This is a genomic window from Shimia sp., assembly GCF_965227725.1.
Lineage (GTDB): Bacteria > Pseudomonadota > Alphaproteobacteria > Rhodobacterales > Rhodobacteraceae > Shimia.
On the sequence record NZ_CBDDGH010000001.1, the window covers coordinates 697,632 to 721,234 of the forward strand.

The 23,603-nt window shown below is 61.2% G+C and carries 13 protein-coding genes; 11 read left to right on the forward strand and 2 right to left on the reverse strand.

Translation table 11 applies throughout. From position 1 onward, the window contains the following. Positions 1-15: 15 nt before the first annotated feature. On the reverse strand, positions 16-1,203 hold the full coding sequence (locus tag ACO07T_RS03395; protein ID WP_422048265.1) for a zinc ABC transporter substrate-binding protein: 1,188 nt from the start codon (positions 1,201-1,203) through the stop codon (positions 16-18). Positions 1,204-1,295: 92 nt separating this feature from the next. On the opposite strand from ACO07T_RS03395, the gene ACO07T_RS03400 reads away from it, so the two are divergent. The 3 genes from ACO07T_RS03400 to ACO07T_RS03410 are packed head-to-tail and all read left to right on the forward strand — an operon-like array spanning position 1,296 to position 3,347. After that, on the forward strand, positions 1,296-1,781 hold the full coding sequence (locus tag ACO07T_RS03400; RefSeq protein WP_209084664.1) for a transcriptional repressor: 486 nt from the start codon (positions 1,296-1,298) through the stop codon (positions 1,779-1,781). Next, positions 1,778-2,545: a metal ABC transporter ATP-binding protein gene (locus ACO07T_RS03405; protein WP_422048266.1), complete on the forward strand. Its 768-nt coding sequence runs from the start codon at positions 1,778-1,780 to the stop codon at positions 2,543-2,545. The genes ACO07T_RS03400 and ACO07T_RS03405 overlap by 4 nt, the downstream gene beginning before the upstream one ends. 1 nt (position 2,546) lies before the next feature. After that, entirely contained in the window at positions 2,547-3,347 is an 801-nt protein-coding gene (locus ACO07T_RS03410; protein ID WP_422048598.1) for a metal ABC transporter permease, read from the forward strand. Positions 3,348-3,444: 97 nt separating this feature from the next. Here ACO07T_RS03410 and ACO07T_RS03415 read toward each other — a convergent pair whose 3' ends face one another. Beyond that, entirely contained in the window at positions 3,445-4,686 is a 1,242-nt protein-coding gene (locus tag ACO07T_RS03415; RefSeq protein ID WP_422048267.1) for a serine hydrolase domain-containing protein, read from the reverse strand. Between the two features lie 203 nt (positions 4,687-4,889). Here ACO07T_RS03415 and ACO07T_RS03420 point away from each other — a divergent pair, with 203 nt between their 5' ends. From ACO07T_RS03420 to ACO07T_RS03455, 8 genes are all read left to right on the forward strand, one after another. Continuing rightward, positions 4,890-7,871: a calcium-binding protein gene (locus ACO07T_RS03420; RefSeq protein WP_422048268.1), complete on the forward strand. Its 2,982-nt coding sequence runs from the start codon at positions 4,890-4,892 to the stop codon at positions 7,869-7,871. A 105-nt stretch (positions 7,872-7,976) separates the two neighbouring features. Then, positions 7,977-8,801 (forward strand): glycosyltransferase family 2 protein, encoded by an 825-nt coding sequence (locus tag ACO07T_RS03425; RefSeq protein ID WP_422048269.1) that lies wholly within the window; start codon positions 7,977-7,979, stop codon positions 8,799-8,801. Then, complete coding sequence (locus ACO07T_RS03430) at positions 8,798-10,165, forward strand: oligosaccharide flippase family protein (RefSeq protein ID WP_422048270.1); 1,368 nt, start codon at positions 8,798-8,800, stop codon at positions 10,163-10,165. Before ACO07T_RS03425 ends, ACO07T_RS03430 begins: the two co-directional genes overlap by 4 nt. Positions 10,166-10,283: 118 nt before the next feature. Continuing rightward, the gene (locus ACO07T_RS03435) at positions 10,284-16,703 is read left to right on the forward strand and encodes a type I polyketide synthase (protein WP_422048271.1); all 6,420 of its coding nucleotides are present in this window, start codon (positions 10,284-10,286) and stop codon (positions 16,701-16,703) included. After that, positions 16,688-17,152: a hypothetical protein gene (locus ACO07T_RS03440; protein ID WP_422048272.1), complete on the forward strand. Its 465-nt coding sequence runs from the start codon at positions 16,688-16,690 to the stop codon at positions 17,150-17,152. Before ACO07T_RS03435 ends, ACO07T_RS03440 begins: the two co-directional genes overlap by 16 nt. A 2-nt stretch (positions 17,153-17,154) precedes the next feature. After that, entirely contained in the window at positions 17,155-18,162 is a 1,008-nt protein-coding gene (locus ACO07T_RS03445) for a glycosyltransferase (RefSeq protein ID WP_422048599.1), read from the forward strand. Then, the gene (locus ACO07T_RS03450; protein WP_422048273.1) at positions 18,159-22,814 is read left to right on the forward strand and encodes a MupA/Atu3671 family FMN-dependent luciferase-like monooxygenase; all 4,656 of its coding nucleotides are present in this window, start codon (positions 18,159-18,161) and stop codon (positions 22,812-22,814) included. Before ACO07T_RS03445 ends, ACO07T_RS03450 begins: the two co-directional genes overlap by 4 nt. Further along, the gene (locus ACO07T_RS03455) at positions 22,811-23,542 is read left to right on the forward strand and encodes a 4'-phosphopantetheinyl transferase family protein (RefSeq protein WP_422048274.1); all 732 of its coding nucleotides are present in this window, start codon (positions 22,811-22,813) and stop codon (positions 23,540-23,542) included. The genes ACO07T_RS03450 and ACO07T_RS03455 overlap by 4 nt, the downstream gene beginning before the upstream one ends. Positions 23,543-23,603: the final 61 nt, after the last annotated feature.

A 23,603-nucleotide genomic window follows, 5' to 3' on the forward strand; every position in this document is an offset into this window, starting at 1 on the left:
AGGCAAGCAGCCCTCTTAGTGATCGTGACCCTCAAGGCAGTGCTCAAACTGCTCCGCCATGTTGCGGATCAGGGCGAGATAATCCGGGCTGTCCAGATTGACGCCAAGCGGGTCCAGCTCTTCGGAGTGCAGATCCAGACCGGAGCTGATCGCCTTCACAACTTTGGCGTTGAACTGTGGCTCAGTGAAAACGCAGGTGACGCCTTCTTTGTAAAGGACATCACGCACCGCATCCAGACGTGCGGCACTTGGGGCTGCACCGTCTGCTGAGAGGATCGCACCGGAGGCCGACAGATCAAAGCGGGTTTCAAAATACTGGTAGGCGTCGTGGAACACCACAAAGCCGTGCCCTTTCAGAGGGGCAAGCTCTTCGGCGATCTCTGCTGTCAGCGCCTCTAGCTCCGCCTGACCTTCGGCGGCATTGGCCCGGTAGGTCGCAGCGTTTTCCGGATCAAGGGTGGCGAGCTTTTCTGCAATCGCGCCCATCCAGAACTTGGCATTTTGCGGGTCAAGCCAGGCGTGTGGATCAACGCCATCGTGGTCATGATGGTGTTCCCCCTCATGGCCCGCGTGGGCCTCATCCGCATGGTCATCATGGTCGTCATGACCTTCGTGGTCGGCATGTTTGTCGTGGTCATGCTCGTCATGCTCTTCATGGCCCTCATCATGGCCGTGATCATCCGCATGATCGTCATGGTCGTGATCGTCGTGGCCGTGATCATCATGGTCGTCATGCTTTTCGTCATGTGCATGGTCATCGTGATCCTCATGATCGTCGTCATGATGCGCATCATGGTCGTGGTCATGCTCGTCGTGATGATCCCCCCCTTCACCCAGAGCAATCTCAAGGAAGGTTTCATCTTCGCGATAGGCAAGCTCTCGTGTGCCGTTCAGATGCAGCAGGGAGAACGCCTCTCCGTCATTCACAAGGCTGTCGATGGCCTCGTCCATCGCGGGAGACAGCTCCGCACCGATCCAGACCACGAGATCGGCGTTTTGGAGCGCGCGCGCCTCGGACGGACGCAGGGCGTAGCTGTGTGGCGATTGGTTGGCAGGCAGCAATTGCTGAGGTTCGCCAACACCTTGCATGACCTTGGCGACCAGCGCCTGGACTGGTAGGATGTCCGTCACAACGCGTGGCGCTTCCGCCCGCACCGGCGCGGCCAAAACGGTCGCCGCAAAGACCATAGGAATGAATCGCACGTCAGCGCTCCTTTTGTTGCTACAGGGGCTGGCTCTAGTTGAAATGTTATACTATATCAAGCGTCAAATCTTGAGGACCGTCAGGAGGCTCCATGCAAACCGTGGGATTTCAAAGCCATGACCACGCCGCCTGTGTGGGCAGCGGGCTGCGCGCCGCAGAAGAAACCTGCGCGGCCAAAGGGCTACGCCTGACAAAGGGGCGTCGGCGGGTTCTGGAGATCTTGCTGCAGGAACACCGCGCGATGGGGGCCTATGATATTTTGGGCATTCTGTCTGAGGAAGGTTATGCGTCGCAGCCCCCGGTCGTATATCGCGCCTTGGATTTTTTGGTGCTCAACGGGTTTGTGCATAAGGTTCAGAAGCTCAATGCCTATGTGGCCTGCGCCCATCCCGGCGACACCCACACGCCCATCTTCCTGATTTGCCGCGGCTGCAACACGGTTGGCGAAACCGCCGCGTCTTTGAAATCCACATTGGGCGCAGCCGCCAAGGCGATGGGCTTTGTGGTGGAAAGCACGGTGGTGGAGGCGGAAGGGCTCTGCCCGGATTGCGCACCCACAGCGGAGACACCGGCATGAGACTTGTCACCGTCAGCAAAATGTCGGTGAAACGCGGGTCGCATCAGGCGCTGAGCAACGTGGATCTGGCCATCGACAAAGGTGAGATTGTCACCATTGTTGGCCCTAATGGCAGTGGCAAATCCACTTTGCTGCGCTGCATTATTGGGGCGCTCAAACCCGATCAGGGCACCATTCTGCGTGCCGCGGGCATGCGCATCGGTTATGTGCCGCAGCGGTTGGCGATTGATGCCACCATGCCTTTGACCGCCGCCCGTTTTCTGTCGCTTCCCACCAAACGCAGCAAGGCGCAGGTGGAGGAAGCATTGGCGCAGGTTGGCGCGGAAGGCCTGCAAAACCGGCCCATGGCGGGGCTTTCGGGCGGGCAATTCCAGCGCGTTCTGCTGGCGCGGGCTTTGATGGATAAGCCCGACCTGCTGATCTTGGATGAGCCGACAACGGGCCTTGATCAGCCCGGCTCTGCAGATCTTTACACCCAGATTGAGCAGGTGCGGCGCAGCACCGGGGCCGCTGTACTGATGGTCAGCCACGAGCTGCATGTGGTGATGAGCGCCTCAGACCGTGTGGTCTGCCTCAATGGGCATGTGTGCTGCCATGGCACGCCGGAAATTGTCGCCTCTGCCCCGGAATATCGGGCACTGTTTGGCACCGGCACCCATGGTGCGCTGGCGCTTTACCGGCATGAGCATGATCACCACCATCATCACGACCATGACCACAGTCATGACGCTGACCACGCCCACCACGATCACGGATCTCACTGATATGTTTGACGACTTTCTCGTTCGCGCGCTTTTCGCCGGCGTTGGCGTTGCGCTTGCGGCAGCCCCTCTCGGCTGCTTTGTGGTCTGGCGACGGATGGCTTATTTCGGCGATGCAACGGCCCATGCGGCGATCCTTGGCGTGGCGCTGTCTTTGGCGCTCGGGGTCTCGATCTTTGCAGGCGCGATGGCGATTGCACTGGCCATGGCATTGACGGTCTCCAACCTCTCGGAAAAAGGCTTTGGCGTCGACACGCTACTTGGGGTGTTGGCGCATTCGGCATTGGCGTTCGGGCTGGTGGCGGTATCCTTCCTGCAAGGGGTGCGGCTGGACCTGATGTCTTACCTGTTTGGCGACATTCTGGCGGTGAGCAAAACCGATCTGATCGTGATCTGGGGCGGCGCGGCGCTGGTCGTCGGGCTGATGGCCTGGCGTTGGCAGGCGCTGCTGACCGCCACGCTGAACCGAGATCTCGCCTACGCCAACGGATTAAATCCACAGCGTGAACAACAGCTTATGACATTTGCGCTGGCCATTGTGGTGGCGGTGGCAATTAAGGTGGTTGGGGCTTTGCTGATTGTGGCGATGCTGATCATTCCGGCGGCAGGGGCACGGGCGGTGGCACGCTCGCCAGAAGTCATGGCCTTTGGGGCAGCGGGCATCGGTGCGACGGCTGCGGTGGGCGGATTGGGACTGTCTTATCAGATGGATACGCCTGCCGGACCGTCGGTGGTTTGCGTCGCCGCCACACTGTTTATGGTGATGACCGTGCTTGGCCGCCTGCTGCGCCCAGCGCAGAATTAACCAATTTTCACGGACGTCTGTATCGCGTCGGTATTGCGGCTGTATCGCGGAGGTGTGCATCTCGGTCTCACCATCCGCGTTAACACTTATGGCAGGCTCAGGTGAGCGCCGCCTGCACCAGTGCCTTGAGCTGCGCGCGCGTTGGGTAACTGCTGGACGGGGAGAGCTGGGTGAAGAAGACCACCGACAGCGACTCCATCGGGTCGGTCCAGAAGAAGGTTGAGGCCATCCCACCCCAGCTGAAATCGCCAAAACTGCCGGGACAGCGGGCGCGGGCAGGATCAAGCACCACAGCGCCGCCAAGACCAAAGCCCATGCCTTCCATCGGCTGTTCAGCAAAACTTTGCGGCCCCATGGCGGCGATCTCGTCGGGGAGATGGTTATCCATCATGAAGGGAACTGTGCGTGGCGCAAGCAAGCGCGTCTCGCCCAGCGCGCCACCGCAGCGGAGCATTTCGACAAAGCGCAGATAATCATCCATGGTGCCCACAAGCCCGCCGCCGCCGGAAAATGTCTCTGCTTTCAGGAAAGGAGACCGCTCTGCGTTGTCCACTTCGCGCAGCGTGTTGGCACCGACCTTTGCCGCGTTGAGCGCCATCGCGTCCCCCTCAAGCGGGGTGTAAAGATCGGCAAAGCGCGACTCCGTTCCCGGCACAACTGAAAAGCCGGTTTCGGTCATGCCCAGCGGATCCAGAATTTCATCGCGGAAAAAACGCTCCAGCGATTTGCCGGAGACCACCTCGATCACGCGGCCCAGAATGTCGATGCCCACAGAATATTCCCAACGCTGCCCCGGCGCGAAGGCGAGCGGCAGGGCGGCGACTTTGTTCACAACATCTTCGAGTTTGCCTTGGGTGGGTTTGAAGAGCAGATCTTCGGCATCCATCGCTTCAGCAACAAGACCCGGATTGAACGGATAGGTCAGGCCGCTGGTGTGGACGGCAAGCTGGTGCAGGGTTGGGCTGGCGCAGGGTTCCACCTGATCCAGCGAAGTCGCGCCGGGGATCAGGGCATGGCTGTTGGCAAAGCCGGGGATAAACTCAGAGACCGGCGCGTCCAGATGCACAAGGCCGCGCTCCACAAGCATCATCAGAGCCACCGTGGTGATCGGTTTGGTCATGGAATAGATGCGGGCAACGGTGTCGCGTTCGAACGGCAGGTTGCGCGACAGGCTGCGCAGGCCGGTGGCGTGATCAAACACCACATCGCCTTCTTTGGCGATCAGCAGAGCACAACCGGCATATTTGCGATCGGCAACAAGCTGATCCATCCAGCCGGAGAGCACCTCCAAGCGACCAACATCAAACCCTCTGTCTTGGGGTAACGCTGTGCCGATCATGGTGCTGCTCCTCATTGTCATGCCTCACACTGCCTCTATGCCATCAAAATGAGCAAGGCCAGAAAAGCGTTCCAGTTTTTGAAAGGTGACGCAAAGCCACGCTCTGTTAAGCCTGATCGGCTTTGATGCGCCTTGGGAATCACAGCATAGTGGCCCCACGGATGACCATCCGGGCTGTAGAATACGCCGCTCAGGGAGAGAGCATGACCAAGACGACACAGTGGATCAGACGCGGCCTTGCTGTGTTGGCCACATTTTGCGCGGTGCAGTTTGCCGCTGCGCAGACGAGCTCACAGACTGCGGACACGGCGGACGGCAAGACCGCGCAGGCGGTTTATATCTATGGCAACAGTCTGGTGCACCACCTGACCGACAGCGATGAAACCACCGCGCCGCATTGGATGGCGGTGTTTGCCAAAGCCGCGGGGACCGACCTGCGACTGGATGGCCAATGGGGCTTTTTGCGCGATTTTGCCCAAAGCGGCCGGCCCTCCGCCAATTGGCGATTTGAAGAGGTGCAACGCGGCTGGACGCGCGCTTATCGCAACTTTGCCGATGTGGGCTGGGACAGTGTGCTGATCACGCCTGCAAACTTCATTCAATATCGCGCACCTGAGCAGCCTTATGAGGGCGACAATCCGGACAATTACTCCCCGGTCACAGCGACGCTGGACGTGATCGACAATCTGCAGGAACGGCTTGGTGACGCAGAGCCGGTGCGCTACGCGATCTATGAAGGCTGGGCCTATATGGGCAATCAGGTGCGCCGCTTCCCGCCAAATGCGCGCCAGCTGCGCAAATATCAGCGGTTCAACACCGGAGACTATCATGCGTGGTTTGAAAACTATGTGGATCAGCTGCGTGCAGCGCGGCCTGAGGTGCAGATTGACCTGATCCCCGTGGCCAGCGTGATGGCGCAATTGCTGGATGGGGGCGTATTGGAAGGCATGCCGTCTGAGGCGCTCTACTCCGATGATGCGCCCCATGGCACCGCAACCACATACCTGCTGGCGGGCGCGATCACATATGTCTGGCTGTTTGAATCCGAACTGCCGCTGGCGGTTGTGTTGCCGGACACGATCCATCCGGATGTGCGCACCTATTGGGAGGCCGTGCGTGACGAAATTCACCGTCTGGTGCTGCGCCCGATTGAGGCGGCCAACAAAGGCGCGGCGCTGGAGCAAAGCGGGTTTTCCGACGCAGCGGACAGCCCTTCGGAATTGGAAGGACTCGGGCTGGCCGATCCGGCGCTGTCCATGGGGCTGAGCGAGGTCAGCGATTGGGCGACGCAGCATCCGTTTCTCAACCGCATGAAGACCGCGCGCCCCTGGGTTGGCCATGTGGACGGGCGCTGGGGGGCCCTGAGTTTTGAGGACCTGCAGGATCGCGGATTGGTCGATGAGGACGGCTGGATCTGGGGATTGCCTGAAGAGATCGAGGCGATTGAAACGGTGCTGTTCACCGATCAGCCGGAGGAGTCCTCAGGGCTCGCCGGGCGCTACCGCGTCACCTGGCAGGGCAGTGGCGCAATCGAGCTCACCGGGCGTGCGCGTGTGGTGCGGGAAGCTCCGGGAGAGATCTGGTTTGACTACACGCCCGGCGATGGGCTGGTGGGGATCAAGATCCGCAACCCGGATCCGGAGCTGTCCGGCGACTATGTGCGCGACATCACAGTCCTGTCGATGGCACATATCCCGCTTTGGAACGCGGGTGTGATTTTCAATCCGGATTGGCTGAACGTGGTGGATGATCTGCGCCAGGTCCGGTTCATGGATTGGATGCAGACCAATGGCTCTACGCAATCGCGCTGGGAAGGACGCCCGTTGCCCAGCGATTTCACCTATGCCTGGCGCGGTGTGCCGGTTGAGGTGATGGTTGCGCTGGCCAATCAGATCGGTGCGGACCCTTGGTTCAACATGCCCCACCTTGCGGAGGCCGACTATATGACGCGCTTTGCCACCTATGTGCGCGACCATCTGGACCCGGAGTTGGTGGCCCATGTGGAATACTCCAACGAGCTTTGGAACTGGGGCTTTGAGCAGGCGCAATGGGTGTTGCGCGAAGGCGAGGCACGCTGGGGCAAAGGCAGCGATGTGCAGATGCAGTTTGCCGGGATGAAGGCCGCCGAGATGGCGCAGATCTGGGGCGATGTCTTTGGCGACGCCGCAGAGGCGCGGCTGAGCCGGGTGATCGCGGTGCATACCGGCTGGCCCAGCTATGAGGACGGATTGCTGGAGGCCCCGCTGTGGCAGGCGGAGGGCAAGCCTGCTCCGGTGAGCCTGTTTGAGGCCTATGCTGTGACCGGATATTTTGGCGTTTCGCTTGGCGTTGAAGAGGGCGCGGAAACCGTGCGTGGCTGGCTTGAAGAGGCGCGCGCGACAGCGGAGGCAGCGGGCAGTGCGGAAGGCCTGCAACGGGTTGCATTGCGTGAGTTTGTGGCGGAGCGGCGTCATGACGACCTATTCGCCAAAGCTGCAGAGGCGCTGCGATCAGGCGATCTGCGCCGGATGACGCAAGAGTATCTGCCTTATCACGCAGAGCGCGCGCGCGAAGCCGGGCTGGATTTCCTGATGTATGAAGGCGGCAGCCATGTTGTGGGCGTTGGTGTTGAGGCCAATGACGAAGCGCTCACGGATTTCTTCACCGCCTTCAGCACAAGCGAAGAGCTGGCGGAGATCTATGATGAGATGCTGGTGGTCTGGCGGCGGCTGGGCGGACGTGGCTTTAACGCCTACAGCGACGTGGGTCGGCCCAGCAAATGGGGCAGTTGGGGGCATCTGCGGCATCTGTGGGACAAGACCCCGCGCCAAGACCGGCTGACCGCCTACAACATCGACGGGCCGCATTGGGCCGAAACCCGCGACAGGGATGCGTTTTTGCACGGCGGGATTTACCTGGGCAGCGACGGGCGGGACCGGCTGGAAGGCACCGGCAAGCGCGATGTGCTGCTGGGCGGGGATGGCAACGATATTCTGGTCGCCCGCGGGCGGGGCGATTTGCTTCATGGTGGTGCCGGTCTGGACCGTGTGCTGCTGCCGGGCACCCGTGCAGACTACAGCTGGGAACGTGACGGCGCGCGGGTGCGTGTCCGCGCGGAAGGGCGGGACTATCTTCTGACCGAGATCGAGGCGGTGGCCTTTGAGGATGCACCGGCATTGGTGCTGCCGCTGTCGGGCTTTCTGTAGAGGGCAATTGAGACACAGGGTTGATAATGCAGGCAGATCCCCCTGCCCGTGTGTGATTGGCTCTGCTAGGGTCGCCGCGATTGATCAGAAGAAGGCATCCGCGCGGTGTTGAGCATCCTCATTCCAGCGAGCAATGAAGCGGCCCATATCGGGACCTGCCTTGAGGCTGTGCTGGCATCAGAGGGACTGGCATGCGCGCAGATTGTGGTGGCTGCCAATGGGTGCAGCGACAGCACAGTGGCCATTTCCAAAGGCTTTGCGGAGCGCGCTGCGCAGAAGGGCTGGGATCTGGTTGTTCTGAACCTGCCTGCCGTCGGTAAGATTGGTGCATTGAATGCGGCGGATGCGGCGGCGGCTTACGAGATGCGTGCCTATCTGGATGCGGATGTGATCGTCGATGCGGCATTGTTTGGCGAACTGGCGGATGTACTGGCGACCGAGGCGCCACGTTATGCCAGCGGGCAATTGCGCCTGAGCAAGGCCGCGACCTGGGCGACACGGGCCTATGCGCGCACCTATGCCAAAATGCCTTTCATTACCGAAGGCGTGCCCGGTGCAGGGCTGTTTGCGGTGAATGCCGCAGGGCGCGCGCGCTGGGGAGATTTTCCTGACATTATCTCTGATGACACCTTTGTGCGGCTGTCTTTTGCCTCCGAAGAACGAGTGGGCGTGTCAGCCGGATACGATTGGCCGCTGGTGGAAGGCTTTGGCTCGCTGGTTCGGGTGCGGCGGCGGCAGAATGCCGGTGTGGGTGAGGTTTTTGCGCGTTTTCCAGAGCTGGCGAAGAACGACAACAAGCTGCCGGTACGTGCGGGGCAAATGCTGGGCATGGCGCTGCGTGACCCGATTGGGTTTGGTGTCTATGCGGCGGTGGCCCTGGTTGTGAAATTCACACCGCAGAAAGCGCAGGGCTGGGAGCGCGGGCGATGAGCCGCCTGCAGCAGATCACGAAAGGTCAATCGCTGGCCGCACGCGCGTTGCGCAGCGGCGGGCTGACCATTTTGGGTTATGGCGGCAGTCAGGCGCTCAGATTGGCCTCCAACCTGATTTTGACGCGGCTTCTGTTCCCCGAAGCCTTTGGCCTGATGAGCCTTGTCTGGGTGTTCATGCAGGGGCTGAACAACCTCAGCGATATGGGCGTGAGCCAGTCGATCCTGCAATCCAAGCGGGGCGAGGATCCGGCGTTTCTCAACACGGCCTGGACCATTCAGGTGTTGCGGGGCGCGGTACTGATGGTCATGACCTGGGCCTTAGCAGCACCGGCGGCGGCGTTTTATGACGCACCGGAGCTGGCGCAGATCCTGCCCGTGGTCGGGGTCACCCTGCTGATTTCCGGACTGTTTCCCACCAAGAAAGACAGCGCCAACCGCAATCTGGTTCTGGGCCGCCTCACCGCGATTGACCTGGGCGCGCAGGTGATTGGATTGGTGGTGGGTGTGCTGGTGGCCTGGGCCACAGGATCCGTCTGGGCATTGGTGGCCAGCGCGGTGACCACGCTGATCATCCAGCTGATCTCCTACCACCTGCTGCTGCCCGGAGCGGGAAATCACGTCCGCTGGGAGCGCCCGGCGGCAAGGGAGCTGATCCACTTTGGCAAATGGATCTTTCTTTCTACGGCGGCCGGGTTCCTGCTGAGTCAGGGGGACAAAATTGTTCTGGGGAAATTCCTGAGCCTGAGTGCGCTTGGCATCTACAACATCGGCTATTTCCTCGCCTCCTTCCCATGGCTGTTGGGCGGGATGCTGGCGGGGCGATTGCTGATCCCGATTTACCGCGAAAAGCCTCCGCATGAGAGCGCGGAGAACCGCGCGCATTTGCACAAGATGCGGCTGTTGCTGAGCGGCGGATTGTTTGCGCTGCTGACAAGTTTCGCGCTGATTGGGCCGTGGCTTGTCGAGACGCTTTATGACCCACGCTATGCACTGGCCGGTGGGGTTGTGGTGTTGCTCGCGCTGATGCAGATCCCTCAAATGATCGCGCTGACCTATGACAATGCGGCGCTGGCGGCCGGTGACAGCCGAGGATTTTTCCTGCTTGCTGCGACACGCGCCGGATTGGTGATGACGGGGCTCATCGTGGGAGGGACGCAGTACGGCCTGACGGGAGCGCTGATCGGGCAAGGCTTGGCGATGCTGCTGGCCTATCCGGTTGTCATCTGGCTGGCGCGCAAACACGCAGCGTGGGACGCGCGCCACGACGCTTTGTTCTGGGCAGTGGGCGTTGGGGTCGGTGCATTGGTATGGGTCTTGCATCAAAAGACCATTTTCGCACTTTCTGCCCTCAATTTGCCCTGATTTGACCTTTCTGAAGTATGGTTGTGATTTTACTTTTAAGCGAAATGAAAGAGCTTTTTTGTAAAGGAAAGGCTGATCTCACGCGCGTTTGGCGCAGGTGACTTTGGCGGGCAAGAATTTGAGCGACACTGTAACGAAGACTGTCCAAGCGACAGATATTGCCATTGTCGGTATGGCGGCGCATTTGCCCGGCGCGGCCAGCATTGAGGAATATTGGCAAAATCTGCGCGACGGTATCCGCTCTATCAAACAGCTCAGCGAAGAGGACCTGCTGGCAAATGGCGAAAGCCAAGCGCGGCTCAACCACCGAAATTACGTGCCAGCGGCGGCGATGCTGGAGGGGTTTGCCGAATTTGACGCGGAATTTTTTGGGCTGTCTCCCAAAGAAGCCGCGATCATGGACCCGCAGCACCGCCAGTTTCTTGAGGTGAGTTGGGAAGCGCTTGAAAACGCTGGCCATATGCCGGAGCGCTTTGGCGGCCCCATCGGGGTTTTCGCGGGCTGCGGCATGGGCAGTTATTTCTATTTCAACCTCTGCAGCAACCGCGATCTGGTGGACAACACCGGCATGTTCCTGTTGCGTCACACCGGGAACGATAAGGATTTTCTGGCCACACGGCTGAGCCATATTCTGGACCTGAAAGGCCCCAGCCTTGGGGTGCAGACCGCCTGTTCCACCTCGCTGGTGGCGGTGCATTATGCGGCACAGTCGATCCTGAATGGCGAGTGTGACATGGCGATTGCAGGTGGTGTCACCATCGAGCTGCCCCATGGGCGGGGCTATGTGTTTCAGGATGGCGAGATCCTGTCACCCGATGGGGAGTGCCATGCTTTTGACCATCGTGCGCAAGGCACGGTGTTTGGCTCGGGCGCAGGCGCGATTGTGTTGCGCCGGCTCAGCGATGCGATTGCTGATGGCGATCACATCTGGGCCGTGATCAAAGGCTCTGCGGTCAACAATGACGGCTCTGACAAGGCGGGTTATCTGGCCCCCTCTGTGGGCGGGCAAGCGGCTGCGGTGGCAGATGCGCTTTCGATTGCGGATGTCAGTGCAGACACGGTGGATTATGTCGAGTGCCATGGCACCGGCACCTATCTGGGTGATCCGATCGAAGTGGCCGCGCTGACCGAAGCCTATCGGGAAACCACTGAAGAGACAGGGTTTTGCCGGATCGGATCGGTGAAGACCAATATCGGCCATCTGGACACGGCGGCAGGTGCTGCGAGCCTGATCAAAACGGCGCTGTCGCTGCATCACAAAGAGATGCCGCCAAGCCTCAGTTTTGAAGCGCCCAATCCAGCGATAGACTTTGAAACCAGCCCCTTTGCGGTGAATGCCGTGTTGCGGAGATGGGAGCGGCGCAAGGGACCACGGCGCGCCGGGGTGAACAGCCTTGGCGTGGGGGGCACCAACGCTCATGTGGTGATTGAAGAAGCCCCGGACCGCCCGAACAGCGCTGAAAGTGACTGGCCGTTGCAACTGATTGCGGTGTCAGGGCGCGGCACAAAGGCTCTGGAAGCCAATACCGCCAATCTGGCGGCACATCTGAGGGCGCACCCGGAGCAGCCGCTGGCGGATGTGGCCTACACCCTATTGACCGGTCGGCGTGCGTTTGAAAATCGCCGGATTGTGCTGGCAGAGAGCCATGAGGACGCGGCGACGCTTCTGGAAAGTAATGATCCGCGGCGGGTGTTTACGCGCCGTGCAGAAGCTTCGCCGGAGGTGGTCTTCATGTTCCCGGGCGGCGGGGCGCAATATGTGGGCATGGGGCGTGATCTCTTTGAAACAGAGCCTGTTTTTGCCGATTGGATGGAACGCGGCTTTGCCCATCTGGCGGACAAAGGCGGCGAAGAGCTGCGTGCGCTGTGGCTTGCTACGGGCGAGGATGTTGCAAAGGCTGAGGAGCGGCTGAAACGGCCAAGCCAGCAGCTGCCGCTGATCATGATGGTGGAATACGCGCTGGCGCAGCTGTGGATCAGCTGGGGTGTGACGCCTGCTGCACTGATCGGGCATTCCATGGGCGAGAACACGGCCGCCTGTCTGGCTGGTGTAATGTCGTTTGAGGACTGTCTCGGGCTCGTGCATCTGCGCGGACAGTTGTTTGACCGGGTGCCCGCAGGCGGGATGCTGTCGGTGCCTTTGCCACTGGCGGAGCTTGAGGCGTATCTGGGCGAAGATCTGGACATTGCCTCGGTGAATGCGCCCACACTCACCGTGGTTTCAGGCTCAGACGTGGCGCTGGATGTGCTCGCGACCAAGCTGGCGATGAAGAAGATTGACACGCAGCGTGTGCCGATCAACATCGCCGCACACTCGCGGATGCTCACACCGATCCTAAAGGAATTTGGCGATTATCTGCGCGGGATTGACCTCAACGCACCAACTCTGCCGATCATTTCCAACCGCACCGGCAAAGCGCTGCTGGATCACGAGGCGACGGACCCAGAATACTGGGTCGGGCATCTGCGCCATACCGTGCTGTTTGCCGATGGCATCTCTGAGCTGGCCCAGAAACCCGGCCGGATCTATCTGGAGGTCGGCCCCGGCAAAGCCCTGTCATCGCTCAGCAAAATGCATGCTGATGTCGCGGCGTATCAGGTGCTGTCGTCATTGCGCCACCCGGAAGAACAGACCGCCGATGATCTCTATTTCCTGACCGTGTTGGCCCAGCTTTGGACCTTCGGGGTGGATGTGGATTTTGAGCATCTGTGGGGAGAGCTGCCCCGTCAGAAAGTTGTACTGCCCACATATGCGTTCCAGCGCAGCCGCTATTTCATCGAGCCCGGGCAAGGGCAGGCTGACGCGGCAGATGAGCTGCTGATGCGGCTGGAGGACACCGCCGACTGGACCTACGCTCCCGTATGGACGCCACGTCTGGCCGAATGCGAGATTGATGTTGAAACCGAACTGGAGCGGGCAGAGCGGCACAGCTGGCTGATCTTTGTTGATCAAGGCGGCACTGGGTCGGCCCTGGCAGACAAGCTGCGCGCTGCGGGTCAGGATGTGGTGACAGTCATCACCGGTGATGCTTTTGCCGAGCTTGGCGCGGATTCCTATGCGCTGGCACCGGAACGCGGGCGCGAGGGCTATGATGCGCTGATGCAGAGCCTGATGGCCAAAGGCCGCGTGCCGGATCGCATTGTGCATCTGTGGCTGCTCACCGAAGATGAAAGCCATCGCCCCGGATCGAGCTTCTTTCATCGCAATCAGGAACAGGGGCTGATGAGCCTGTTTTTCATCGCGCAGGCGGTGAGCGAAGAGAACCTGCCAACCCCGCTGCACATCACAGCTGTGAGCAATGGCGCCGTGCAAGCGCGCGCAGAAGCCCTACCCTATCCGGAGAAAGCCACCGTACTTGGGGCGGTGCAGGTGATGGGCCGCGAGCTGCCGGGGGTAAGCGCAAGCCTGCTGGATGTAGAGGCGCCGAGCAAAAAGACGCGTGGCACGCTGATCCCGCGCTTGCTGGAGGAAGTGCTGGCCCCGCCGAAAACGCAGATCGCGGCGTGGCGCGGAGAGAAACGGTTTGAGCGTGGCTATCGCAAAGTCGCGCTTGAAGGCGAAGACATGCCCATCTGGCAAAAAGGTGGCACCTATCTCATCACCGGTGGATTTGGCGGCATTGGCATCACATTGGCGGAACGCATGATCCGCGAAGCGAGCGCAAATGTTGTTTTGTTGGGACGCGAGAGCCTGCCCGCGCGTGAAAGCTGGGCGCACTATCTGCAAAACCATGCTCCGCGCGATCGCGTGGCGCAGCGGATGCGGGCAGTAGAGCGGCTCGAAAGCCTTGGTGGCAGCGTGCTGTCGCTGGCGGCGGATGTGTGCAACAGTGATGAGATGGCCACAGCGGTCGCCGCCGCGCGAGAGGCTTTTGGCGAGATCAACGGCGTGATCCATGCGGCGGGTGTGATTGATGACGGTCCTCTGCTGGCGAAGACCTCAGCCAGCATTGAAGATGTGCTGGCGCCCAAGCTGCACGGCACGCAGGTGCTGGAGCAGCTGTTCCCGGACGGCAGCCTTGATTGGCTGATGCTGTTTGCCTCTTCCTCCACCGCCACAGCCCCTGCGGGGCAGCTCGATTATGTGGCGGCAAATGCTTATCTGAACGCCTACGCACAGACTCGCGCAGGCGGAAAAACGCGGGTGCGCGCGATCAACTGGGGGCTTTGGTCAGAGGTTGGCATGGCGGCAGACGCCGTGGCGGCGCGGCAAGGCAGCCCAACGGAGGCGCCGGTTGAGGCGATTGACACGCCCTTGCTCACAGGGGCCGGGTTTGATGCACAGGGCAACCGCATCTTTACTGCCGACCTGACAGCGCAAGATTGGATTTTGGATGAGCATCGCACCGGAGACGGTGCGGCGGTGATGCCGGGCACCGGCTATATCGCATTGGCGTATGAGGCCTTGGCTGCGCAGGGGGAAACCGAGAATTTTGCCATCGAGGACCTGTTGTTCCTGCGACCCTTACATGTGGCGGAGGATGCGGATTGCACGCTGCGTGTCACCCTGCGACGAAGCCCTGCAGGCTATGCATTTGCTGTGCAAACGGCGGTGCAGTTTGACGGGCAAGAGGGCTGGCAGACACATGCGGAAGCGCAACTCGTTCCTGTGCGGGAAACACCGGCAGCGCCGCTGAATGTTTCTGAACTCGCGGCGTCCTGTCCGATCACCAACGATGGCTTTGGCGCAGCATTGCGCGCGCCGCAGGAAGCGCATATGCGCTTTGGCCCGCGCTGGAAGGTGCTGCGCGAAACCGCTCTGGGCGAGAAGCAAGGCCTGGCAAAGCTACGGCTTGATGCCCACTTTGACGGGGACGGTTTGCAGATGCATCCGGGGCTGCTGGATATTGCCACCGGGTGGGCGATGGACCTGATCCCCGGATATGCGCAAGGACATTTGTGGGTGCCGGTTGGCTACACGCGATTGGCACAGTTTGCGCCGCTGCCTGAAACTGTGGTGAGCCACGTTCAGCTGGTGAGCGGAGACAGCGCGTCAGGCTCGGCACGGTTTGATGTGTCTCTGGCGGATGCTGCGGGCAACATATGTGTCGAAGTGAGCGGGCTTGCCTTGCGCCAAGTGGAAACCGCTGCCGGTTTCACCAAGGCACAGCCCTTGAGCAAGAGCGAAGTTCAGTTTGCAGACCCCGGCGCAGCGCTCGCCCCGCTCTCTGGCGCAGAGGAGCGGCTGGCCCACAATCTGTCCCAAGGCATTCCACCTGAAATTGGCGCCCAGATGTTTGAGGCGGCGCTGCGTGATCGACGCGCGCAACTGGTGGTGTCCTCGCTCGATCTCGCTGCATTGATCAAGCAGGCGGAGGCCGGTGTTCAAGAAGACGCAGGGCCGACGCAAAGCTTTGAACGGCCTGAATTAGAGACTGATTTCATCGCCCCACGCACGGATATTGAGCGCACGCTGGCCGGGTTTTGGCAGGAACTTTTGGGTGTTGAGCAGGTTGGCGTGCAGGACAGTTTCTTTGATCTCGGCGGGCACAGCCTGATTGCGGTGCGCCTGTTTGCCATGGTCAAGAAAGCGTGGTCGATCGACTTCCCGATTTCGGTTCTGTTTGAAGCGCCAACCATTGAGACCTGTGCCGCGCTGATCGCGGATCATGTCGGGGATCAGGGGCCACAGACCTCCGCGCAAAGCACACATGCGCCTGAAGACACCAAACCGACGACGCGCTTCACCCACCTGGTGCCGATGCATCAGGGGGAAGGTGGCGCCAAGACGCCGTTTTTCCTTGTGGCCGGAATGTTTGGCAATGTGTTGAACCTGCGCCATCTTGCGCATCTGATCGGCGCGGACCGCCCGTTTTACGGCCTGCAGGCGCGCGGTTTGTTTGGGGATGCACAGCCCCATGATGATCTGGTGGAGGCCGCCACAGACTACATCAAGGAGATGAAGCAGGTGCAGCCGGAGGGGCCTTATCTGTTGGGCGGGTTCTCTGGTGGCGGGATCACCGCTTATGAAATCGCGCGACAGCTTGAGGCCATGGGCGATGATGTCCGGCTGGTGGCGATGCTCGATACCCCCTTGCCGGTGCGCCGCGCGTTGAGCCGTGCCGACCGGATGCGCATTCAGCTGAAGGAGCTGCGCACCAAAGGTGTCGCCTATCCGGTGATCTGGGCCAAGAACCGCATCGCCTGGGAAATCGCGAAACGCCAACCCGCGCAGGAAACCGAAGCTCAGGGGCAGCAGTTCCATGATGCGGAGATCGAAGCGGCATTTTTGCAGGCTGTGGCGCGCTATCAGGTGCAGAGCTGGAGCGGCAACCTCGCCCTTTTCCGTCCGCCGCTTCGGGGCAAATGGGCCTTGGGCAATGGGCGCTTGGTGGATCAGGACCGCGCCTATGTGTTCCATGACAATGACTGGGGGCAATGGGTGCCGGATGTGCAGGTCTTTGAGGTGCCGGGCGACCACGATTCCATGGTGCTGGAACCCAATGTGCGGGTGCTGGCAACGCGGCTGAAGGCGGTGATCGCAGCGGCGGAAGCTGAGGCTGCGCCGCAAATGCGGTTTGGATGCGCATTCAGCTGAAGGAGCTGCGCACCAAAGGTGTCGCCTATCCGGTGATCTGGGCCAAGAACCGCATCGCCTGGGAAATCGCGAAACGCCAACCCGCGCAGGAAACCGAAGCTCAGGGGCAGCAGTTCCATGATGCGGAGATCGAAGCGGCATTTTTGCAGGCTGTGGCGCGCTATCAGGTGCAGAGCTGGAGCGGCAACCTCGCCCTTTTCCGTCCGCCGCTTCGGGGCAAATGGGCCTTGGGCAATGGGCGCTTGGTGGATCAGGACCGCGCCTATGTGTTCCATGACAATGACTGGGGGCAATGGGTGCCGGATGTGCAGGTCTTTGAGGTGCCGGGCGACCACGATTCCATGGTGCTGGAACCCAATGTGCGGGTGCTGGCAACGCGGCTGAAGGCGGTGATCGCAGCGGCGGAAGCTGAGGCTGCGCCGCAAATGCTTCGGGAGGCCGCGGAATGAGTATGCCCTCCTCTGTGCTGACTGTCATCCTCAACTGGCGCACACCGGAGATGACGCTGAAAGCAGCGCAGGCTGCGGCGCGGGAAATGGCGCAGCTTGAGGGGCATATCGTGATTGTCGACAACGACAGCGGCGATGGCTCCTTTGAGCAGATGCGCGACGCGGTAGCTGTGGCAGATTGGTCGCGGGGGCGCGTTGAGGTCGTGCAATCCGGTCACAACGGGGGATTTGGCGCGGGCAATAATTTTGGCATGCGCCACGGGTTGGCCCAGCGCCGCTTTGACTACATCTATATCCTGAACTCTGACGCCTTTCCGGATGCGGGGGGCATTGCGGCGTTGGTGGATCATCTGGATCAAACACCGGAGTGCGGCTTTGCTGGCTCATACATCCATGGCGAAGATCAAGCGCCGCATATCACGGCCTTCCGTTTCCCGTCGGTCTGGAGCGAGCTTGAAGGCGCTGCGCGGATCGGCCTGATCACGCGGCTGTTTGCGCGCCATGTGGTGCCGCTGCCCATGCCCTCAGCAACCACGCGGGTGGATTGGCTCGCGGGGGCGTCGATGATGATCCGGCGGCAGGTTCTGGAAGACATCGGCCTCTTTGATGAGACGTTCTTTCTCTATTTTGAGGAGACCGATCTGTGCCTGCGCGCGCGGCGCGCCGGTTGGCATGTGGACTATGTGCGCGCGAGTGAGGTCACGCATATCGGCTCGGTCTCCACCGGAATGAAAAGCTGGCAGCGGATGCCGCAGTATTGGTTTGACAGTCGGCAGCATTATTTCCGCAAGAACCACGGCACCGCCTACGCCGTTGCGGCGACGGTGGCCCATGTGCTTGGCAGCCTGCTTTGGAAACTGCGGCGCGCTGTCGGGCGGAAGCCGCGCCGTGACCCTGAGTATTTTCTACGGGATTTGATCGCCCATGCGTGTCGGATACGGCCGAGCGCACCGGGCGCGGCGGATGCCAAGACCCCGGCCCTGCCCCCAATTGAGGAGGCTATCAAATGAGCCTTGATCGGCTGATGGATCGCCCGCCCATGCGCGGCGTCATGATTGGCAATGAGAGCCTGCTTGTGCAATGCGCGAGCCTTTGGCGGGACATGGGGCACAGTCTTGAGGCGGTGGTCACAAGGACAGCAAACATTCGCCAGTGGGCCGAGTCCGAAGGGCTGCGAGTGCTCTCCTCAGATGAGGATTTGGTGGCGGCACTGAGCGGCGCTGAATTTGACTGGCTGTTGAGTGTCGCCAATCTGGATATGCTGCCGCAAGCGGTTTTGAATCTGCCCTCTCAGGGCGCGGTTAATTTTCACGATGGACCGCTGCCCCAATATGCTGGCCTGAATGCGCCGGTCTGGGCGCGCATCCATCAGGAGCCACGCCACGGCATCACCTGGCACACGATGGAGGCGCAGGCCGACACCGGTAAAATCGTGGCCCAGCGCCTGTTTGATGTGGCAGAGAGCGACACTGCGCTGACGCTGAACACCAAATGCTACACCGCAGCGATGGAGAGTTTTCCGGATGTGGTGCACGCTCTGGCAGCGGGCATGCCGGACGCAGAGGCGCAGGATCTGGGCGCGCGTAGCTACTTTGGCCGGACCGCACGGCCTGAAGCGGGCGGACGGCTTGATTTCACCAACAGCGCGCAGGCGATTGTGGCGTTGGTGCGGGCGCTGGATCACGGGGATTACTATAACCCGCTCTGGGCCCCGAAGATCGCGGCCGTGGATCGCATCCTGTTGGTCAACACCGCTGATCCTGTTGCAAACCCGACAGCCGCTGCAGCAGGCACTGTCCTTGCCTTTGACAACGACACCCTGACCATCGCCTGCGGTGAAGGCGCGGTGCGGCTGGGCGGGCTGACGGATCTGGACGGCGCGCAGCTCAGCCTCTCGTCGATGTTGCGGGGGGGCGAGGTTTTGTCTTCGCTCGACCTGAAGGCGCGCGAAGCCTGGACCGCCGCCATGATGCCTGTGGCAAAGGCGGAACCATACTGGCGCGAACGTCTGGCGGAATTTGTGCCCGCCACACTGCCCATGGCAAGCGATGCCAATGCGAAAGCGGAAATGCAAAGCCTGACGCTCAATCTGTCAGAGACACCCGCCGAAAGCGTTCTGACAGCTGTGGCGGTATGGGCGCTGAGATCAGGCGTTGCAGAGGTCTGCGGCGTGGCCTATCGCGGCCCAACACTGTCTGCCACAGCTTTGGTTTGCCCTTGGGTGCCGATGCGGTTGCCCGCCGATCTTATGAACGACACCACCGCAGAGGCGGATGCGCGGATGGCCGCGCTGGTGACCAAAGCGGACAACAGCGGCGGCTTTGCCCGCGATCTGATCGCGCGCGATCCCGCGCTTTCCGCCCTGCAAGTGCCCGATATAGCGGTGCATCTGGGCGGCGGTCCCATTGGCGGTGCGGCGATGACCGTGGCCGTCAAAGACGGTACAGCTGCGTTGCATTTTGACGCCAAACGGGTCGAGCCGGAACAGGCCGCGAAGATGGCGGCGCGCTTGGAGCAGGTCGCCTCGCAACTCGCGAGCGCTGAAACGGTTGCGCAGGCGGGCGCCCTTTCAAAAGAAGAACGCGCGGAGATCTTAAACGATTGGAACGACACAGAGGCCGCAGTTGATCCGGATGTGACCATGGTCGCGCAGTTTGAGACGCAGGTCGCCAAAACGCCCGATGCGCCTGCGCTGGTGTTTGGCCATGAGATCCTGAGCTACGCCGAACTCAACGCCCGCGCCAACCGGGTCGCACATGTTTTGCGTGACATGGGGGTGGAGCGCGGCGCGCTGGTCGGGCTTTGCCTGCGTCGCTCTACGGAGCTTGTGGTGGCGGCGCTCGGGATTTTGAAAGCAGGCGGGGCTTATGTGCCTATGGACCCGACCTACCCCACAGAGCGTTTGGCGCATTACATTTCAGACAGCGGATGTGACGTGATCGTCACGCAGGCTGCCTTGGCCCGCGCGCTGCCCAGCCATCAGGCCCAAGTGCTTGAGCTGGATACCGACGCGCGGCTGGCAAATGCAGAAAGCGGCAATCCTGATCTGGTCGCCCAAGGAGAAGACCTCGCCTATCTGATCTACACCTCCGGTTCCACCGGTGTCCCCAAAGGCGTGATGGTGGAGCATGGCAACGTGGCCAACTTCTTTGCCGGTATGGACGCCCGCATCCCGTATCGGTCAGGCGATGCCTGGATGGCGGTCACCTCGTTGTCGTTTGATATTTCGGTTTTGGAGCTGTTCTGGACCCTGTCTCGGGGCTTCAAGCTGGTGCTGTCAGGCGATGAAACATCCACGCAGATTTCGAGCGGGCGCTTGCCGACGCCAAAGGGCGATATGGAGTTCTCGCTCTATTATTGGGGCAATGATGACGGCGCGGGCGAAAAGAAATACGAGCTTTTGCTGGAAGGTGCGAAGTTTGCAGACGCCAATGGCTTCTGCGCGGTCTGGACACCGGAGCGGCATTTCCATGCGTTTGGCGGGCCCTACCCCAACCCGTCTGTGACCGGTGCAGCAGTGGCCGCAGTGACCAAACAGATCGGCGTGCGGGCAGGCTCTTGCGTTGCACCGCTGCACCATACGGCACGGATTGCCGAAGAATGGGCGGTGATCGACAATCTCACCAACGGTCGGGCCGGACTGGCTATTGCCAGCGGCTGGCAGCCTGATGATTTTGTGCTGCGTCCGGAGAACACACCGCCGGCGAACAAACCCGCGATGTTTGAGCAGATGGGCGCGTTGCGCAAATTGTGGCGCGGGGAAAAGGTCCCCTTTCCCAAGCAGGACGGCAGCCTGCATCCGGTGGTGACGCAACCGCGCCCCGTTTCCAAGGAGCTGCCGCTTTGGATGACCACGGCGGGCAACCCGGAAACCTGGCAAGGAGCCGGGCGCAACGGGTGCCATGTGCTGACGCATCTGCTGGGCCAAAGCATCGAGGAGCTGGGCGAGAAGATCACGCTTTATCATGCTGCGCTGCGTGAGGCGGGCCATGATCCGGCGGATTTCAAAGTCACGCTGATGCTGCACAGTTTTCTGGCCGAAGACCGGGACACCGCGCGCGAGATCGCGCGGGAACCGATGAAAGACTACCTGCGCTCGGCAGCAGGGCTGATCAAGCAATATGCCTGGGCGTTTCCGGCGTTTAAGCGACCAGAGGGCGTGGACAATGCGTTCCAGCTTGATCTTGGGAGCCTGACCGCTGAGGAGCTGGAGGGCATTCTGGACTTTGCTTTCCAACGCTACTTTGAGGAAAGCGGGCTGTTTGGCACCATCGAAGATGCGCTCGAGCGGGTGGCGCAAGTCAAGAGCATCGGTGTGACGGAGATCGCCTGTCTGATCGACTATGGCATTGCGCCGGAGACCGTTCTGGAGGGCTTAAAACCGCTGGCGGAGGTTGTGCAGCACTGCAATGAAGGTGGCGTGCTCGATCCGGAAGATGTGTCAATCGCCGCGCAGATGATGCGCCACGAGGTGAGCCATCTGCAATGCACCCCATCAATGGCCCGCATGCTGGCCGACAATGCCGAAGCGCGGTTTGCGCTGGCGGGGCTGCGGCATCTGATGATCGGCGGTGAGGCGCTTTCGGGCCATCTGGTGGCCGATCTTAAGACCGCAACCAAGGCGGACATTCAGAATATGTATGGGCCAACCGAAACGACCATCTGGTCTACGACCTCCCAAGCCGATGAGGCTGAGGATGTGGCCAATGTGGGGACACCCATCGCCAATACGCAGGTCTATGTTGTGGACGAGGCAGGGGCTCCGGTGCCTGTGGGCGTGCCCGGCGAGCTGTGGATTGGCGGCAAAGGGGTGACTCGGGGCTATTGGCAGCGCGCGGCACTGACGGCGGAGCGGTTTGTCGAAAACCCCTTTGGGGAAGGGCGGGTCTACAGAACCGGCGATCTGGTGCGCTGGCGCGAGGACGGCAAGCTCGACTTCCTTGGCCGTGTGGATCATCAGGTGAAGCTGCGCGGCTATCGCATCGAGCTTGGTGAGATCGAAGCGCGGCTTGAGGAGATTGACGGCATTGTGCAGGCCGTGGTGATCGCCCGCGAGGATGTGCCCGGCGATGTGCGGCTGGTGGCCTATCTGCGCGGGGCTGTGCCTGAAGAGGCCGATATTCGCGCCGCTGTGCGTGAAACGCTGCCAAGTTTCATGCGGCCTCAGCATTATGTCACAATGGATGCTTTCCCGCTGACCCCGAACAAAAAGGTGGATCGCAAGGCGCTGCCTGCGCCGCACACACAGACCAGACCAACGCCCCCAACGGCGGCTGATCCTGCGACGGCCGCAGAGGCTCCGGCGGGTGGCGACATCCTCAAACTGGTGGCAGATGTCTGGAAGGAGGTTCTGGGCGTGGCAGGGATCCAAGGCGGTAACAACTTCTTTGACCTTGGCGGGCACAGTCTGTTGGCGGTGCAAGCGCATCGGGAGATCCGCAACCGCTCTGGCGCGGCCCAATTGTCGATCACCGATGTGTTCCGCTTCCCCACTCTGGCCGGGTTGGCAGCGCGGGTGCAGGAGCTTTTGGGGATCGTGACCCCTCAGGATGACCCCAAGGCGGAATCCCAAGAAGAACGTGAGACGCTTGGCAACAGCCGCGCAGAGATCATGCGCAAGCGGCGGGAAATGCGCGCACAGAGGCGCGCGCGCGTGTCATGAGGCCGATTGCGCCATCGCTGATCGCGCTGCAACAGGGGCTTGCACAGATTGCGCCCAAGGCGGTGGCCGTAGCGGTCAGTGATCCGAGAGGGTCGCTGGCGGTGGTCTGGCCCGAAGAGGCGCCAGCGATCGCCAAGGCGGTGCCCGCGCGGCGGCGTGAGTTTGCGGCGGGGCGTCATGCCGCGCGCATGGCGATGCGTGATCTGGACGTTGCCGAACAGGCGATACCCGCAGGGCAAGACCGCGCGCCCATCTGGCCGGAGGATTTGACCGGCTCGATCAGTCATGACGGATCAAGCTGCATCGCGGTGCTTGCACGGCAGGAGGACTTTCACGCGCTGGGTGTGGATGTCGAGCCAGCGGAGGCGCTCCCGGCAGATGTGATCGACGCGGTTTGCACCCAACACGAACTGGACGGGTTGCTTGCGCTCCCTTCTGACGCGCGCGCGCTGCATGCAAGACGGCTGTTTTGCGCCAAAGAAGCGGTTTTTAAGGCGCAATATCCTCTGACGAGCTGTCTTTTTGACTTCGAGGCGCTTGAGATCACATGGGCCGAAACCACTACACATTTCACCGCGCGTTTTACGAGAGATGTCGGAAGTGTTCCGGCCAATGCCACGCTGTGCGGACAGGTCGGGGAAGCCGGTGGTCATATGTTTGCTTTGGTCGCCATAGGCGCCCGCGTGGCGACGGAAAATGCCGAATTCCCCTTTTGCGCCATGGGATAACCATATTCACACGCCATAAAGGGGCATCAAGAGCGCGGAGTCTGAGTCGCGCCGTTGGAAG

Bases quoted from the DNA above. Each gene is read 5' to 3' on its own strand.
- ACO07T_RS03415 (WP_422048267.1), bottom strand. From the start codon at position 4,686: ATGATCGGCACAGCGTTACCCCAAGACAGAGGGTTTGATGTTGGTCGC.
- ACO07T_RS03455 (WP_422048274.1), top strand. From the start codon at position 22,811: ATGAGGCCGATTGCGCCATCGCTGATCGCGCTGCAACAGGGGCTTGCA.
- ACO07T_RS03410 (WP_422048598.1), top strand. From the start codon at position 2,547: ATGTTTGACGACTTTCTCGTTCGCGCGCTTTTCGCCGGCGTTGGCGTT.
- ACO07T_RS03420 (WP_422048268.1), top strand. From the start codon at position 4,890: ATGACCAAGACGACACAGTGGATCAGACGCGGCCTTGCTGTGTTGGCC.
- ACO07T_RS03445 (WP_422048599.1), top strand. From the start codon at position 17,155: ATGCCCTCCTCTGTGCTGACTGTCATCCTCAACTGGCGCACACCGGAG.
- ACO07T_RS03430 (WP_422048270.1), top strand. From the start codon at position 8,798: ATGAGCCGCCTGCAGCAGATCACGAAAGGTCAATCGCTGGCCGCACGC.
- ACO07T_RS03440 (WP_422048272.1), top strand. From the start codon at position 16,688: ATGCGCATTCAGCTGAAGGAGCTGCGCACCAAAGGTGTCGCCTATCCG.
- ACO07T_RS03405 (WP_422048266.1), top strand. From the start codon at position 1,778: ATGAGACTTGTCACCGTCAGCAAAATGTCGGTGAAACGCGGGTCGCAT.
- ACO07T_RS03400 (WP_209084664.1), top strand. From the start codon at position 1,296: ATGCAAACCGTGGGATTTCAAAGCCATGACCACGCCGCCTGTGTGGGC.
- ACO07T_RS03450 (WP_422048273.1), top strand. From the start codon at position 18,159: ATGAGCCTTGATCGGCTGATGGATCGCCCGCCCATGCGCGGCGTCATG.